This window comes from Paenibacillus lycopersici (genome assembly GCF_010119935.1).
GTDB classification, from domain to species: Bacteria; Bacillota; Bacilli; order Paenibacillales; family Paenibacillaceae; genus Paenibacillus_Z; species Paenibacillus_Z lycopersici.
In genome coordinates this window covers 4,487,238-4,501,786 of the sequence record NZ_CP048209.1, presented here as the reverse complement: position 1 = coordinate 4,501,786, position 14,549 = coordinate 4,487,238, and the positions used below count along the sequence as shown (strand labels likewise).

At 56.6% G+C, this 14,549-nt stretch carries 15 protein-coding genes; 11 read left to right on the top strand and 4 right to left on the bottom strand.

The window, feature by feature from the left end:
• Positions 1 to 30: 30 nt before the first annotated feature.
• From GXP70_RS19930 to GXP70_RS19895, 8 genes are all read left to right on the top strand, one after another.
• Positions 31 to 294, top strand: coding sequence for an IreB family regulatory phosphoprotein (locus tag GXP70_RS19930; RefSeq protein WP_162360572.1), 264 nt, complete (start codon positions 31 to 33; stop codon positions 292 to 294).
• Between the two features lie 32 nt (positions 295 to 326).
• Positions 327 to 743, top strand: coding sequence for a Holliday junction resolvase RuvX (gene ruvX, locus GXP70_RS19925; RefSeq protein ID WP_162358453.1), 417 nt, complete (start codon positions 327 to 329; stop codon positions 741 to 743).
• Between the two features lie 8 nt (positions 744 to 751).
• Positions 752 to 1,063, top strand: a complete 312-nt coding sequence (locus GXP70_RS19920) for a DUF1292 domain-containing protein (protein ID WP_162358452.1) — start codon at positions 752 to 754, stop codon at positions 1,061 to 1,063.
• A gap of 78 nt (positions 1,064 to 1,141) precedes the next feature.
• Positions 1,142 to 1,441, top strand: a complete 300-nt coding sequence (locus GXP70_RS19915; RefSeq protein ID WP_225442488.1) for a DUF1292 domain-containing protein — start codon at positions 1,142 to 1,144, stop codon at positions 1,439 to 1,441.
• A 93-nt stretch (positions 1,442 to 1,534) separates the two neighbouring features.
• The gene (gene mltG / locus GXP70_RS19910) at positions 1,535 to 2,665 is read left to right on the top strand and encodes an endolytic transglycosylase MltG (RefSeq protein ID WP_225442487.1); all 1,131 of its coding nucleotides are present in this window, start codon (positions 1,535 to 1,537) and stop codon (positions 2,663 to 2,665) included.
• Between the two features lie 84 nt (positions 2,666 to 2,749).
• Positions 2,750 to 3,694, top strand: coding sequence for a peptidase U32 family protein (locus GXP70_RS19905; protein WP_162358451.1), 945 nt, complete (start codon positions 2,750 to 2,752; stop codon positions 3,692 to 3,694).
• A gap of 135 nt (positions 3,695 to 3,829) precedes the next feature.
• Positions 3,830 to 5,083, top strand: coding sequence for a peptidase U32 family protein (locus GXP70_RS19900; RefSeq protein WP_192043374.1), 1,254 nt, complete (start codon positions 3,830 to 3,832; stop codon positions 5,081 to 5,083).
• 233 nt (positions 5,084 to 5,316) lie between these two features.
• The gene (locus GXP70_RS19895) at positions 5,317 to 7,467 is read left to right on the top strand and encodes a methyl-accepting chemotaxis protein (RefSeq protein WP_225442486.1); all 2,151 of its coding nucleotides are present in this window, start codon (positions 5,317 to 5,319) and stop codon (positions 7,465 to 7,467) included.
• Positions 7,468 to 7,690: 223 nt separating this feature from the next.
• Here GXP70_RS19895 and GXP70_RS19890 read toward each other — a convergent pair whose 3' ends face one another.
• Both GXP70_RS19890 and GXP70_RS19885 read right to left on the bottom strand, forming a co-directional pair.
• Entirely contained in the window at positions 7,691 to 8,374 is a 684-nt protein-coding gene (locus GXP70_RS19890) for a zinc metallopeptidase (protein WP_162358450.1), read from the bottom strand.
• A gap of 27 nt (positions 8,375 to 8,401) precedes the next feature.
• Positions 8,402 to 8,842 (bottom strand): MerR family transcriptional regulator, encoded by a 441-nt coding sequence (locus tag GXP70_RS19885; RefSeq protein WP_162358449.1) that lies wholly within the window; start codon positions 8,840 to 8,842, stop codon positions 8,402 to 8,404.
• 423 nt (positions 8,843 to 9,265) lie between these two features.
• Between GXP70_RS19885 and GXP70_RS19880 the strand changes: the two genes are divergently transcribed.
• The 3 genes from GXP70_RS19880 to GXP70_RS19870 all read left to right on the top strand — a co-directional run bounded on the left by GXP70_RS19880 (position 9,266) and on the right by GXP70_RS19870 (position 12,599).
• The gene (locus GXP70_RS19880) at positions 9,266 to 10,636 is read left to right on the top strand and encodes an ammonium transporter (RefSeq protein WP_162358448.1); all 1,371 of its coding nucleotides are present in this window, start codon (positions 9,266 to 9,268) and stop codon (positions 10,634 to 10,636) included.
• Between the two features lie 130 nt (positions 10,637 to 10,766).
• A complete protein-coding gene (locus GXP70_RS19875) occupies positions 10,767 to 11,837 on the top strand; it encodes a DUF294 nucleotidyltransferase-like domain-containing protein (RefSeq protein ID WP_162358447.1) in 1,071 nt (356 codons plus the stop codon).
• 27 nt (positions 11,838 to 11,864) lie between these two features.
• Complete coding sequence (locus GXP70_RS19870; RefSeq protein ID WP_162358446.1) at positions 11,865 to 12,599, top strand: exonuclease domain-containing protein; 735 nt, start codon at positions 11,865 to 11,867, stop codon at positions 12,597 to 12,599.
• Here the strand turns inward: GXP70_RS19870 and GXP70_RS19865 are convergent.
• Together GXP70_RS19865 and GXP70_RS19860 are read right to left on the bottom strand one after the other, a co-directional pair.
• The gene (locus tag GXP70_RS19865) at positions 12,573 to 13,019 is read right to left on the bottom strand and encodes a Mov34/MPN/PAD-1 family protein (RefSeq protein WP_162358445.1); all 447 of its coding nucleotides are present in this window, start codon (positions 13,017 to 13,019) and stop codon (positions 12,573 to 12,575) included. The genes GXP70_RS19870 and GXP70_RS19865 overlap by 27 nt on opposite strands.
• 116 nt (positions 13,020 to 13,135) lie before the next feature.
• On the bottom strand, positions 13,136 to 14,461 hold the full coding sequence (locus tag GXP70_RS19860; protein WP_404822364.1) for an MFS transporter: 1,326 nt from the start codon (positions 14,459 to 14,461) through the stop codon (positions 13,136 to 13,138).
• Positions 14,462 to 14,549: the final 88 nt, after the last annotated feature.

The following is a 14,549-nucleotide window of genomic DNA, read 5'->3' as shown; positions in this document are numbered from 1 at the left end:
TCAAGCGACTTGGAAAGTGAGGTGCTGGCGATGAATTCAATGGACAAGACAATGAAATTCGACGTGAAAGCCGAAGGGGAAGCCTCTTCGAAGGAAATCATGCTCTCCGTCTACGATGCGCTGCTTGAGAAGGATTACAATCCCATCAATCAAATTGTCGGTTATTTGTTGTCCGGAGATCCTGCTTACATTCCGCGGCATAACAATGCGCGCAGCTTGATTCGCAGGAAAGAGCGCGATGAATTGATTGAAGAGCTGGTGCGCTCATACCTAAGCCAGCACAGCAAATCATGATCGACTACAGGAAGAAATGAGGTTCCCGTCGCATGCGTCTAATGGGTTTGGATTACGGCGACCGCAGGATCGGCGTTGCCGTCAGTGATGCATTCGGCTGGACCGCGCAGGGCGTCGGCGTTGTCGCGAAGCGCCGCGATAACAGCGAGGACGAGGACATCGCGAAGCTCATGCAGGAACATGAAGTATCGGAGATCGTTGTCGGATTACCGAAGAACATGAATGGCACCATCGGTCCGCGTGGCGAAATTTGCATCGCATTCGCTCAACATTTACAGCAAAAGCTAAATGTACCCGTACACCTTTGGGACGAACGGCTGACGACCGTTGCCGCAGAACGAACGCTGATTGAAGCGGATGTCAGCCGAAAGAAGCGAAAGTTAGTGGTGGACAAAATGGCGGCGACGCTCATTTTGCAAAATTATCTCGATTCTAAAACGAAAAGGTGAGGGTTACGATGGCAAACGACAACATGCAGAACGAAGAGCCGGAAATCATCTATATTCCGGATGAAGAAGGCAACGAGGAAGAGTTCGAGGTAGTCATGAAGTTCGAGGTTGACGGCTCCGATCAGAAATATATGATGGTCGTTCCGCTGAATGTCGATGCCGAAGACGAGCAGGACGAAGAAGCGGATGAGGTGTACGCGTTCCGCTACGAGGAAGACGGCGACGATCTGAAGCTGTACACGATCGAAGACGAAGAAGAATGGAATATGGTCGAAGAGACCTTTAATACGCTGCTTGCGGAAATTGACGACAACGACTAATCGGATCGGCTCGCATCGGAGCAGGAGCTTCGGATGTGGCTGCCGCCGGCCGGCGTTCGTTGAAAGGAGATCTGTATCTTGTCCGAAGTAAAACGGATTTCCGTGCTGAGCCCTATTTACGGGACGGAAGTTGACTTGATCGGCGATGCGGGCGAGACGGAACCGTTTCAAATCGTTGCCGAGTTTCAGCTGGGCGACCGCGCCTATGCAGGCTTGCAATCGCAAAGCATGCAGAAGGAAGACGAAATCGCGTTCTTCCGCATCGTCATGAACGACGGTTCCGAGCCGGAGCTGGAGTCCATCGAGGATGACGAGGAATGGGAAGACGTCGCGGAAGCTTACGACGATCTGATGTTCGAAGGCGACGACCAGCCTTAATGGCGATGCCTGATCGTCAAATAGAAACGAACGGATGGGGGCGGCGCTGACCGCCCCTTTTCCGCGCTGACAATAGAAACGGGGGATCGTTGCTTGAGTCCATCAAAGCACCGGCCGGATAACGACTGGCCGGCAAACGAAGACATGCGCCCAGTCGGGCCGTCAAAAGCGCGAATTACGTTCTGGGTCATAACATCGCTCTTAAGCCTGATGATCCTCATCGTAGGCGGCACTTATCTGTATATTTGGAACGGACTTCGGCCGACATCCTCAGGCGATACGGTGCAGGTCGAGCTGAAGAAAGGCTCTTCGCCCCTGGCGTTCGCGGAGGTGCTTGAAGACCATGGCATCATTCGCAATGCGTTCCTGTTCAAATATTATTTGCGCTACAAGAACGAAGGGCCGCGATTCCAAGCCGGCGTCTACGAGCTTCATCCGGGCATGAACAAGCAGGAGATTATCGACAAATTGAACGCCGGCGAAATTCTGCCGGCGGAGACGATTCGCTTCACGATTCCGGAAGGGTTCACGGTGGAGCAAATCGCGGACAAGCTGGCCGAGGCCGGATACGACGACAAAGCGGGCTTCATTGCGGCCGCCGACAAGGATCAGGCGTGGCCGGATGCGGATGCCGCGAAGAACGTGCCGAAGGACGGCAAGCTGCGTCATCGGCTGGAAGGCTATATGTTCCCCGAGACGTACGAGCTGCCCAAGGACAGCAAGCCGGAGGCGATCATCGACCGGATGCTGCAGGAGACGGACCGCAAGCTGGACAGCCTGCCGGAGAATTGGGATGATGCGCTTGCCGAGAACGGCGTTAATTTCCATCAAATGCTGACGATCGCCTCGTTAGTCGAGCGGGAAGTCGTCGTCGACGAGGAGCGGCCGATCGTTGCCGGGATTATTTATAACCGGCTGAAGAAGGGGATGCCGCTGCAAATCGACGCGACCGTGCAGTATTTGCTCGACAAGCAGAAGGAGCATCTGATGGAAGCGGACCTGCAGGTCGATAGTCCGTACAACACGTACAAGATCAAGGGTCTTCCGCCGGGGCCGATCGCTTCGCCGAGCTTGAAGTCGATCGAAGCGGCGCTGTTCCCGGCCAAGACGGATTATTATTACTACGTCACGAAGAAAGACGGCAGTCAGAAGCATTTGTTCGCGGAAACGCTCAAGCAGCATAATCAGAACATCGCGAAGAGCAATCAAATGGCGACGCCATAGATGATGCATGCGAAGCCGGTTTGCTGTCTTGGCACGCGAACCGGCCGCAGGCTTCGTTCAAGTAACGTTTAGGAGGATTTGCAAATGGCAACAAAGCCGGAGCTGCTCATCGATGCAGCTTCTCTCGCCGACATGGAGCGGCTAATTGAAGCGGGCGCGGATGCGTTCGTTATTGGCGAAGCGCGTTACGGCATGCGGCTTCCCGGGGATTTCGACATCGCCGGAATCGCGGCGGCCGTCAAGCTGGCTCACGCGCATCGCGTTTCCGTCTACGCAGCGGTCAACAACATGATGGATAATGCAACGGTCGACACGCTCCCGGAATATCTTCGGGCGCTGGCCGATGCCGGCGTCGATGCGGTCGTATTCGGCGATCCCGCCGTGCTTATGGCGGCGCGCGAGGCCGCGCCGGATATGAAGCTGCACTGGAACGCCGAGATGACGTCGACGAATTACGCGACGGCCAATTACTGGGGACGCCGCGGCGCTTCCAGGGTCGTGCTCGCGCGGGAATTGAACATGGACCAGATCATCGGCGTGAAACAGAACACGCCGCTTGCCGTTCAAGTGCAGGTGCACGGCATGACGAATATATATCATTCCAAGCGTCCGCTCGTGCACAATTATTTCGTCCATCAGAACAAGGATGGCGCCGAGGAGAACGTGCCGGTGCACGGCAAGCGCGAGGACGGCTTGTACCTCGTGGAGGCGGAGCGTCCGGGCGAGCGATTCCCGATCTATGAAGACGCGAACGGAACCCATATCATGAGCTCCGACGATCTGTGCATGCTTGAGAACCTGCATGAGCTGATGGAAGTTAATATCGATAGCTTTCGGATTGAAGGCCTGCTAAAATCGATAACATACAACGAAACCGTCGTGCGCGCGTATCGCGCGGCGATCGACGCGTACATGGCGGACCCGGAAGGCTATGCGTTCAACGAAGCGTGGCTCGAATCCATCCAAGCGCTGCAGGATCCGGGCCGGGAGCTGTCCTATGGGTTTTTCTATAAAGAACAAGTGTATTAAGGGCAGATCAATTGCATAAGTTGCCCTGGCCGTCGGCTATGCTGACCTCGGCCGCGAGCTTCGTTCGCCGCCCGGGTCTGCGTACGTGCGGCTGCCCGGGCCTGCGAGCTGCCCATGTATGTTTTGGAGGTGAGAATGGTGACAACGCAATCCGCCCCTCGATTGAAGGGCAAACGAAACCGGTTGGATAAGCCGGAACTGCTTGCTCCGGCAGGCAACCTGGAGAAATTGAAATTCGCCGTTCATTACGGTGCGGACGCGGTCTATATCGGCGGACAGAAGTACGGACTTCGCTCGAACGCCGACAATTTCAGTTTCGAAGAAATGAAGGAAGGCGTCGAATTCGCCGCGCGCTACGGCGCCAAGGTGTTCGTCGCTACGAATATATACGCCCATAACGAAGACATCGACGGCTTGGAAACCTATCTGCAAGAGCTTGAACGGGCAGGCATCGCCGCCATTATCGCGGCCGACCCGATCATTATCGAAACCGCGCAGCGCGTTGCGCCGAAGCTCGAAGTGCACCTGAGCACGCAGCAGTCGACGTTGAACTGGCAAGCCGTGAAATTCTGGAAGGACGAGGGACTGCCGCGCGTCGTTCTGGCGCGCGAAGCGAGCCTCGAAGAGATCGCGGAAATCAAGGCGCATGTCGATATCGAGATCGAGGCGTTCATCCACGGCGCCATGTGTTCGTCGTTCTCCGGACGCTGCGTGCTGTCCAACCACTTTACGGACCGCGATTCCAACCGGGGCGGCTGCTGCCAGTCCTGCAGATGGAAATACGACATCTACGAAGACGATCTGCAGATGGTCGGCATGGACGCCGATCAGTTCACGATGGGCTCCAAAGACCTATGCATGCTGGAGCATATCCCGGATTTGATCGAAGTCGGCGTCGACAGCTTCAAGATCGAAGGGCGCATGAAGAGCCTTCACTACGTGGCGACGGTCGTCAATGCGTATCGCCAGGCGATCGATTCGTACATGGCCGATCCGGAGCATTACGAGCTGAAGCAGGTATGGCTCGACGATATTCGGAAAGCCGCCAACCGGCCGCTCAACACGGGGTTCTTCTACGATACTCCGGGCGCGGAAGATCATATTTACCAGCCGGAAGACAAAGCGGCGCCTTATGATTTTGCCGGCGTCGTGCTCTCGTACGATGAAGCCGCGGGCACGGCCGTCATCCAGCAGCGCAACCATTTCAAACCCGGCCAGGAAATCGAGTTCTTCGGCCCGCACGGTACGTTCTTCAAACAGACGGTCGGCGATCTCGCCGATACGGACGGCAATGCGCTCGATGCCGCGAGACATCCGCTGCAGCATATCGTCATGCGCGTGAATGCCCCGGTTAAGCCGATGGACATGATGCGCAAACGCATTCGATAATGCAATAGACCTAGAAACATCCTTGTCGATCATTCGGCAGGATGTTTTTTTTGTTAAAATTTTTCTTCCATAGGCTAATAAAACGATTTCCGCATTCCGATAAATTGGATATTGCGTCGAATAAGGAACGATGGAACTGGTGCTGCGACTTCGTACATAGGCTACCGACACGTACCGCAATCAGCCGAATTCCGAAAACAGGAATCTATTACACAATCAGGTGGTGTCAAGCGATGAAGAACAAGTTGAAGAAGGATAACGCGAAGAAATTATCGAACGAAGGCAAGTCGAACAGTAACATGAAATCCATTTATGAAAGCTCCGTCAAAGGCATTAGGAACGTCAAGCTGACGAACCCGATCAAGTCCGTGGGACTCATGCTGTTCTTGATTATTTTTTGCGCGATCTTGATATGCGTGCTTGGCGTCGGCCTGTTCTCCTACTCGACCTCGAAGAGCATCATCAAGGACAAGGTTGCGGAGTCCAGCTCCGTGGCGCTTGCCCAGTCGAACGGTAAGCTGGAGTTAATGTTCAAGAACTACGAGGCTCTTTCCATGCAGATTCTGCTGGACAAGAACGTCCAGGATATGCTGATCGCGTACCATAAGGCGACGGACGATTACGACAAGTTCGACTTGATGAAGAAGCTGAGCGACACGATCCAGTCGTACATTCTCGGCAACCAGACGATCGTCGGCGCGGCAATCCTGCCGATCAACGGCAAATCGAATGCCGTGACGATTGGCAGCACGAACATCACCTCGGAAGACGCGAGCAAAGCCGATTGGTTCCAAAGCGTCGTCGATGGACAAGGCCGTCTGGTGTGGCTCCCTTCCAAGGCGAAAGGCTACAGCGACAAAGGCACCGAGCCGACGTTCGCGATGGGCCGCGTCATGAAGAACACGGTTAACAACGAGGGCAACTTCATTATGCTCGTTGAAATCAAACTGCACGAAATCGGAAATCAATTGGATGACTTGAAGCTGGGAGAGGGCAGCGAAGCGTTGATTCTGGACGCGAAGAACAACGTTATCTACAGCTCCGACGAAGCGCAGCTCGGCCAGCCGTCGCCGATTGCGATTTCGGAAGAGCAGCTGAAGAAATCCGCGGGCTCCATGACGACCTCCGACTCGGACGGAGACGAAGTGCTGGCGATGTACAATAAATTCGAAACCACGGGCTGGAATATGCTCGGCACCGTTCCGGTGAAGGAGCTTGTCAAAGACGCGAAGCAAATTCGCAATGCCACGTACATTATGGCCGGCATTGCGGCCTTGCTGGCCATCGGGATCGGCTTGCTCGTGATTCGCATGGTCGCGATTCCGCTCGTCCGTCTGCGGAACCTGATGAACGAAGGCGAGCGTGGCAATTTGACGGTTCGCTCGACGCTCAACAAGAAGGACGAAATCGGTCAATTGGCGCAAAGCTTCAACCAGATGATGGCGCAAATAACCGTGCTTGTGACGCAGACGAACCAGTCGGCGCAGGACGTGCTCGTCACGGCGGGAGAATTGTCCGACGCCTCGAAGAAAACGGCGATCTCCGCCAAAGAAATTGCCGTCGCTACCGAAGAGATTGCCAATGGCGCTACAAGCCTCGCGGTCGAAGCGGAGAAAGGCAGCGACTTGACGAGCGAGATTGGCCAGCAGATGCAGCAGGTGACCAGCGCGAACCAGGAGATGGGCGTTGCGGCATCCGAAATGGAGAAGGCAAGCCAGCAAGGTACGGTATATATGGGCACGCTTATCGAGAAGACCGGCTTGACCGAAGAAATGACCCGTTCCATGGTCGAGAAGGTCGACAAGCTGAAGGAATCGACCGGTTCGATTCGCAAAATTTTGGATGTCTTGAACAATATCACGAAGCAGACGAACATTCTGTCGCTGAACGCCACGATCGAAGCGGCGCGTGCCGGTACGGCCGGCAAAGGCTTCATGGTCGTCGCGGACGAGATTCGCAAGCTTGCCGATCAATCCCGTCAGTCCATCGATGTCGTCGGTCAAATCACGGAGGCGATCCAGAAGGAAATCGACGAGACGGTCAACGTGCTGTCGAACGCGTATCCGATCTTCCAGGAGCAGATCCAGTCCGTTAAAGAAGCGAATCAAATTTTCTTGACGGTGCAAGGCCAAATGGGCGAGTTCGTCGGCCGCCTGGGCTCGGTGACAACCTCGATCGGTACGCTGGAACGTTCGCAGGTCGTATTGTCCGAAGCGATGGGCAACGTCAGCGCGGTAGCCGAGGAATCCTCCGCGACGTCGCAGGAAGTCGCGTCGCTCAGCAACGAGCAGACGAACATCAGCGAAGGGCTTGTCCGGTTGTCGGATAAGCTGGAGACGGTATCGACAGGGCTCAAGGAGACGCTTAGCCGTTTCCGTACGTAAGTATAACGGCGCATGGGCGCATGCATAACTGCACGAAGACCGGTCCTATGTGGGCCGGTCTTCGCGCTTGTCAGGCCAATCGCTGAACCGTAGAGGTCAATCGACTGTCGACGTTCGATTATGCGACGATCACCGGAAGGCCGGTCTATCGGAAGGAATGAAACGAAGGGGCGAGCAGCTATAGCTGCTCGCCCCTTGCTCTTGCGGGAATTATGATCGTTCGTTAATCGCGCTGCTGCTGGGTGAAAATAAGAATGTACTTGATCAATTCAAGCAGCGAGATCAGCGCGGCGGCGACATAGGTCAGCGCGGCGGCGTTCAATACTTTGGCGACTCCTCGCTCTTCGTCGTTCGTGATGAAGCCTTCGGCAACCATCAAGTCGCGCGCGCGGCTGCTTGCGTTGAATTCGACCGGAAGCGTGACGAGCTGGAAAGCGACGGCGCAGGAGAAGAAGATAATGCCGAGACCGACGAGACCGGAGAGATTGAACAGAAAGCCGGCGATCAGCAGAAACGGCGCCGCGCCCGACGCGAAATTAACGACCGGGAAGATGCGGTGGCGGAGCGCAAGCATCGGATAGTGCACTTTATGCTGGATTGCGTGTCCGACCTCGTGGCAGGCGACGGAGACGGCGGAAATCGAGTTCTCGTAGTACACATGCTCCGAAAGTCTGACGACGCGGTGGATCGGGTCGTAATGGTCGGAGAGCGTACCCGGTACCGGCTCGACCGGGATATCGTGAAGTCCGTTCCGGTCGAGCATCATCCGCGCGGCCTGATAGCCGGTAATTCCGCTCGCCGTCGGCACGCCCGACCAGCGATTGAATGTGCCTTTGACTCTGAATTGCGCCCAGACCGACAGCGCGAAAGCGATGATGATCAAGAAGTCCATCGGGTGAAAAAACATACAGGTTCCCTCCGTTTAAATGGAATGCTACATGAATCCGCCTTTGTTCAGCAGCAGCATTAAGGCCTCGACGCAAGCGGCCGTCTGCGGGATCAACCGTTTGAATACTTGTTTAGCCTGCCCAGGCTTCAATTGGCTAATAACCGGCTCGATGGCCATCACTTCGCGCTGCAGCTTCTCCAGATGGATCTCCAGCTCGATGAACTGTCCGGACACTTCCTCCTGCGAGGAAACCTTCTTCCAGCCCGCCAAGCTTGCTTTGATCTCATCCAGCGAAAATTTTTCTTGCTTCAATTGTACGATACGTTTGAGACGCGATAAGGTTTCATCGCTGTATAAACGATAATTTTTGGCTGAGCGGCGTTCGGGCTCGATTAGGCCGATGGAGGTATAAAAGTCGATTGTGCGGGGACTTACGCCTGCCGCTTTGGATAATTCGCCGATCCGATATAGGCATTGATCAGACATTGAGAACACCTCTTTCCTTATAAAGCATGGTATGTACCAAAAAGATAAGTACCCTATATAACTATGATACAAATCCTGAACCATACAGTCAAACGTTATGCTTTGACAATAAATGCACAATATTGCGTGTATATAAAACCTGACATTAGTTGCGGTGGAGCACTAGAATCTAATGAGATGCCGGACGCGGATGGCGCTGCAGGGGCACTAGCTGGCGAAAAACACGAAGTATGAGTTCGGAAAAACAGAAAACCAAGCCGATTAATTGTTAAATTACTTAACATTATGCTGGTTTTAAGAGACGAACGTTAGATTTTTTTCTCAAAACGGCAAACTCATTATTGTCAAATCGGGAAGATCTGACTATAATGACATTAAGTCTTTCGTAATATGTTAGTAAACATTACATTAGGGAGTGGTCGTATGGTTAAGAAGTTGCTTTTGTCATTAGGAGCCTTATCGTTGTTATTCCCGGCATTGGCATTCGCGGATGATTCCGACGCAGCCGTGCTGAACATGGGGCTCAACTCGATTTGGGTGCTCGTTGCGGCCATTCTGGTCATCTTGATGCAAGGCGGTTTCATCCTGCTGGAGTCCGGGTCGACGCGCATGAAGAATGCGGGCCATATTGCAGGGAAAACGATTTTCACGCTGGGTCTCTGTACCTTGGTTTACTGGGCCATCGGCTATGCCTTCGCATTCGGTGCCGACAATGCCGAGAACACCATCAGCCGCGTCATCGGGTGGGGCGGTCAATTCTTCTCGCCGGCCGTAGCCGCGGGAGACGGCGATTCGCTGCCGACGACGATATTCTTCGTCTTCCAGCTGGCCTTCGCGGCAGTGTCGCTCTCCATTGCATGGGGCGGCTTCGCGGAACGCGCCAAGCTCTCCGCCTATCTCGTCTTCACCGTATTGTTCACCGCGCTCATCTATCCGGTCATCGCGCACTGGATCTGGAGCTCCTCCGGCTGGCTGTTCACGAAAGGCGCGCAGGACTACGCCGGCTCTACCGTCGTTCACTTGACGGGCGCGATTGCGGCCTTCGCCGCGACGGTGCTCTTGAAACCGCGGATCGGCCGCTTCAATAAAGACGGCTCCGCGAACGAAATTCTCGGTCACAACCAAGTGTTTGGCGCCTTGTCGGTCCTGATTCTGTGGGTGGGCTGGTTCGGCTTTAACGCCGGCAGCGCGCTGAGCGTAGGGGATGGATTCTTCGGTTATGTCGCGTTCAATACGCAGCTTGGCGCAGCGGGCGGCGCGGTATCCGCATTGTTGATCTCCTGGCTCGTCAACGGCAAAGCGGATATCACGACGACGCTGAACGGCGCGCTTGCCGGTCTGGTCGCCATCACCGCGACTTGCGCATTCGTCGATCCTTGGGCGGCGGTCGTAATCGGTCTCGTCGCAGGCGTCCTCGTCTTCTTCAGCGTCAAGTTCTTCGAGAAAATCAAGGTCGACGATCCGATCTACGCGCTGTCGGTGCATGGCGCGGCCGGCATCTGGGGGACGCTTGCGAACGGGATCTTCGCGACCGACGCGCTGGCGAAGAAACTGAACGTCGGCGTCGGCGGTCTGATCGATACGGGGAGCTGGCATCAGCTGTGGGTGCAATTGGAATCGGTCGTCGTCTGCGGCGGCTATACGCTGGTCGCCTCCTTCCTGCTGCTCGGCATCATGAAAGCGGTCATGGGTCTTCGCGTTACGGAGGAGCAAGAGATCATCGGCCTTGACCTCTCGGAGCACGGCACGTTCGGTTACCCGGAACAAATGAAGAAAGCTCAACAAAACATGTAGTCCCCATGCATGGCTAAGGAAACTGCGGCATAGATTCCGATATCGTTCATAGGGATGAAGCTTGCGGCGCCGCTTATGCACGGCGCCGCCGGTTTCGGACCCACTATCCTGATAATGAGGTGAGCACTGCATGAGCGACCCGGTTCTTGGGCAGCTGCTTGCGCGCATCGGCGCTTGCGGCGACGCGCATTCGCTGCGCGGCTTGCGGGACCATATTCACTCGCGTCTGGAAGCTCTGCTCGCCGAACAGCGCATCGATCACTTCTATACGGATCTGAACACGATGCACGACGCCATCATCAGACGCGCGGTCGCCCTCTCGGAAGAGCAGCTGGCGCGGTCGGGGTTCGGTTCTCCGCCCGTGCCGTATGCGTATCTGCTGTTCGGCAGCGGGGGCAGGGCGGAACAGACCTTCGCGAGCGATCAAGACAGCGGGTTGATCTATGCGGACCCGGCTGATCCGGCGCAGGCGGAATCGACCGCGCTGTACTTCGCGCGATTCGCGCAAACGGCGGTTTGTCTGCTTCAACAGCTTGGCTATCCGCCGTGCGAGGGCGAGGTCGTCAGCGCCAATCCGCTCTGGTGCCGTTCGGAATCGCAATGGAAGGCGCAATTGGAGCAGTGGTTCCGGGATCCGGACTGGGAGCGGGTCAGATACCTGCTGATCGTGGCGGACTGCCGCATGGCAGCGGGCGCGCCGGCGCTTGCCGAAACGCTGCAAGACTGTTTCTTCGCAAATATGCAAGACCATGAACGGATCGCCGCGAATATGCTGCATAATACGATGCGCCACAAAGTGCTCGTCGGCGTATTCGGCCAGCTGTTCAAAGAGCGTTACGGCGAGGATTCGGGCAGTCTCGACCTGAAGTACGGCGCGTATATTCCGATGGTGAACGCGGTTCGTCTGCTAGCCATCCAAGCGGGCATCCGCCGGACGTCCACGCTTGCGCGCTTGCGAGCGCTGACGGACTTGGGGATTGTCGATGAAACGGAAGGCGCGCGCTATGCCGAGGTATTCGCGTTGTTCCTGCGGCTGCGCTTGATGACGACCGTCAAGCTGGACGACGGCTTCTATGCCAACAACGGCAAGCTCCCCCATGCCCGCATGACCAAGGAACTGATCGAGGAACTGAAGACCGGCCTTCGCGTCGCGAAGAAGCTGCAGAAACGGGTTCGGAGACGGGCGCTGGGCCGGATATAAGCGCAAGCTCATCCGGAGGGGAAGAACATGAACGAACGGAAAGGCGTAGGCCGGATGTGGCATTTGTACAAAATGGGCGGCATCACGCCGGCGCTGGCATCGATGAGGGGGGTGCAGAACGCGCAGCAGATGGCGTTCATTCGCTCGATATCCAAGGAACAACGCAAAGATTCCATCATGGACCAGCCGCTGTCCGAAATGGAAGTCGTCGTGTTCGATCTGGAGACGACCGGCTTCTATCCGGCCAACGGGGACGAAATCATTTCGTTCGGCGCGGTTATGCTGAAAGGCGGGCAGCTGCTGGAAGAGCGGACGTTCTACAGTCTGGTCAATCCGAAGCGCAGCGTGCCGAGGCCGATTTCGGAGCTGACCGGCATTACGAACGAGATGGTGCGGGACGCGCCCGAGCTGATGCAGGTGCTGCACGATTTTATGGCATTCGTCGGGAAAAGGCTGCTCATCGCGCATGCCAGCGGGCATGACAAGCAGTTTCTGAACAGCGCGCTCTGGCGTACGTCGAAGGTGAACCTGACGCATCGCGTGCTGGATACGATAATGGTCGCCAAGTGGCTGGATTCGGGGCGCGCCAGCTATCATTTGGATGACCTGCTGGAGCAGTCCGGCATCGTGATCGGGCAGCGTCATCATGCGCTCGAGGATGCGGTGATGACGGCCAGGCTTTGGCTTCATTATCTGAAGCGGATGCTGGAGCGGAATGTGGTGACATTGGGGGACTTATACGCTTATTTGAGCAAGCATTAACGGATGGAACGTCCCGTCCTGCAGCCAATATGGCTGCAGCGCCGCTCCAAGCTCCGAATGCCGGGGAGCGACGATCCAGTACGAGGTGCCGCCGTCAACCGGCGGGAGACCGTCGCGGTCGGCCGGGCTCGGCACGGGAGGCGAAGCGGGATGGGAATGGAAGAAACCGACAAGCGATTGCCGGTTTTTTTGCATGCCGTACAGCACGCGGATCCAGTCGGCCGGATCGAAGGCAAAGGCCTTCGCGGGAATCGGCGATGCGTTTCGAATCGGATGGACGCCGGAAATGCGAAGCAACTCTCCGTGGCAGGAGCCGCTTAATACGCCGCATGCTTCATAGGGCAGCGCATTGACGCATGTCTCGATCAGGCGGTTACAGGCTTGCGGTTCCAGCTCGGCTCTCCGCGGCGGCTGCCTCATGGCGGCGGTTCTCCTTCTGTGGCTGCATGACAGCGATAATTAACCTCATTATAGCGCAAGCGCCGCGGGAGCGGGAGGTCGGATGGCCATATCGAGCGATTGCAAGCCGAGCTGATTTATTCGGCCGGCGCATCCCCGGCCTGTGCCGGCGGGTGCACGAGGAAGACGATGATCAGCAGCGCGGCTACGGACAAGCCCGACACGATGCCATAGAGCAGCGCATCGGATTTCGCTGCGATCCAGCCGAATAACGGCGGACCGAAGGCGACGCCGAAGAAACGCAGGCTGCTGTACAGCGATGTCACCATGCCGCGATGCTGGCGGTCGACGGAACCGGTGATCAATGTGTTCAAGCATGGCAGCAGCAGACCGGTTCCGAGGCTGCTTAGCGCGGCGAAACCGATCAGCACATAGATATTCCGGTGAAGGAACGCGGCTGCGGCCAAGGCGGCGCCCATGACGGCGAGTCCGATGATCATGAGGACGCGCATCAGCTTGCCGTTGTTTTTGATTTTACGGCCGGTAATGTACGCGGTTATGACCAAGAACAATAACGGAATCGCGAGTACGCCGCCCTTCGCGACGCCGTCGACGTTATAAGGCGCCTTCTCCAGCAGGTCCGACAGCCGGAACAGGACGCCGAACAGAATGAATAAGCCGAGCGAGCCCGACACGAAGGCGCTGATTAGCCATTTGCCTTTCTCCCGGAACACTTTGCCGATGTCCTTGACGTATTGTTTGATCGGCAGCGCTTGTTCCTTGCTCTCCCGGGACGGTTCTTTGATGAGGAACATCACGGCGGCGAACGAGCAAGCGCAGAACGCCGGGAACGCGAATAGCGGCGCGTACCAGGACAGCAGCGCGAGCAGCGATCCGATGATCGGGCTGATGACTTTGCCGGCGCCGTTGGATGCTTCGATCAGGCCGAGCGCCTCGCTCTCTTCGCCGTCCTTGTATTTGTCGCCCACGAGCGCCATGGCGATCGAGGACGTTCCCGCGGCGCCGATGCCTTGCAGCGCCCGGGCGGCAATGAGGAAACCGTACGAGTGCATGACCGCCGCGACGCCGGCGCCGATTCCCGCGACGCCGTAGAGCGCCAGGGAAGGGAGGATGACGCCTTTCCTTGAATAGCGGTCGGAGAGATATCCGGAGATCGGAATAATTAAGCCCGCCGAGACGGAGAATAACGTAATTACGAGACTTGCCTGAAACGTGGAGATGTGAAGCTTGCGTTCCATTTCCGGGAGAATCGGCACCAGCATGGAGTTGCCGAGCACGAGCACGAGCGGTACGGTCGCCAGGGCCATGTATTCCAGCCATTTGCCGCCGCCTTTGCCGCCTTGCTTCGAGTCGGACGCCGAACCGGCCGGTCCCGTCGTCCGCAGCTTACCGGGACCGCCGGCCGCGCCGCGGGATTTCGTCGATTGTTTCACTGTTTCCAGCCCCCAAGCCCCTGGTTTGACCGAATGGTCTTCGGGTAATGTGCCCTTGAACTTGAGCTGCCATTCTTGCTCGTGGTAACATAGGGGA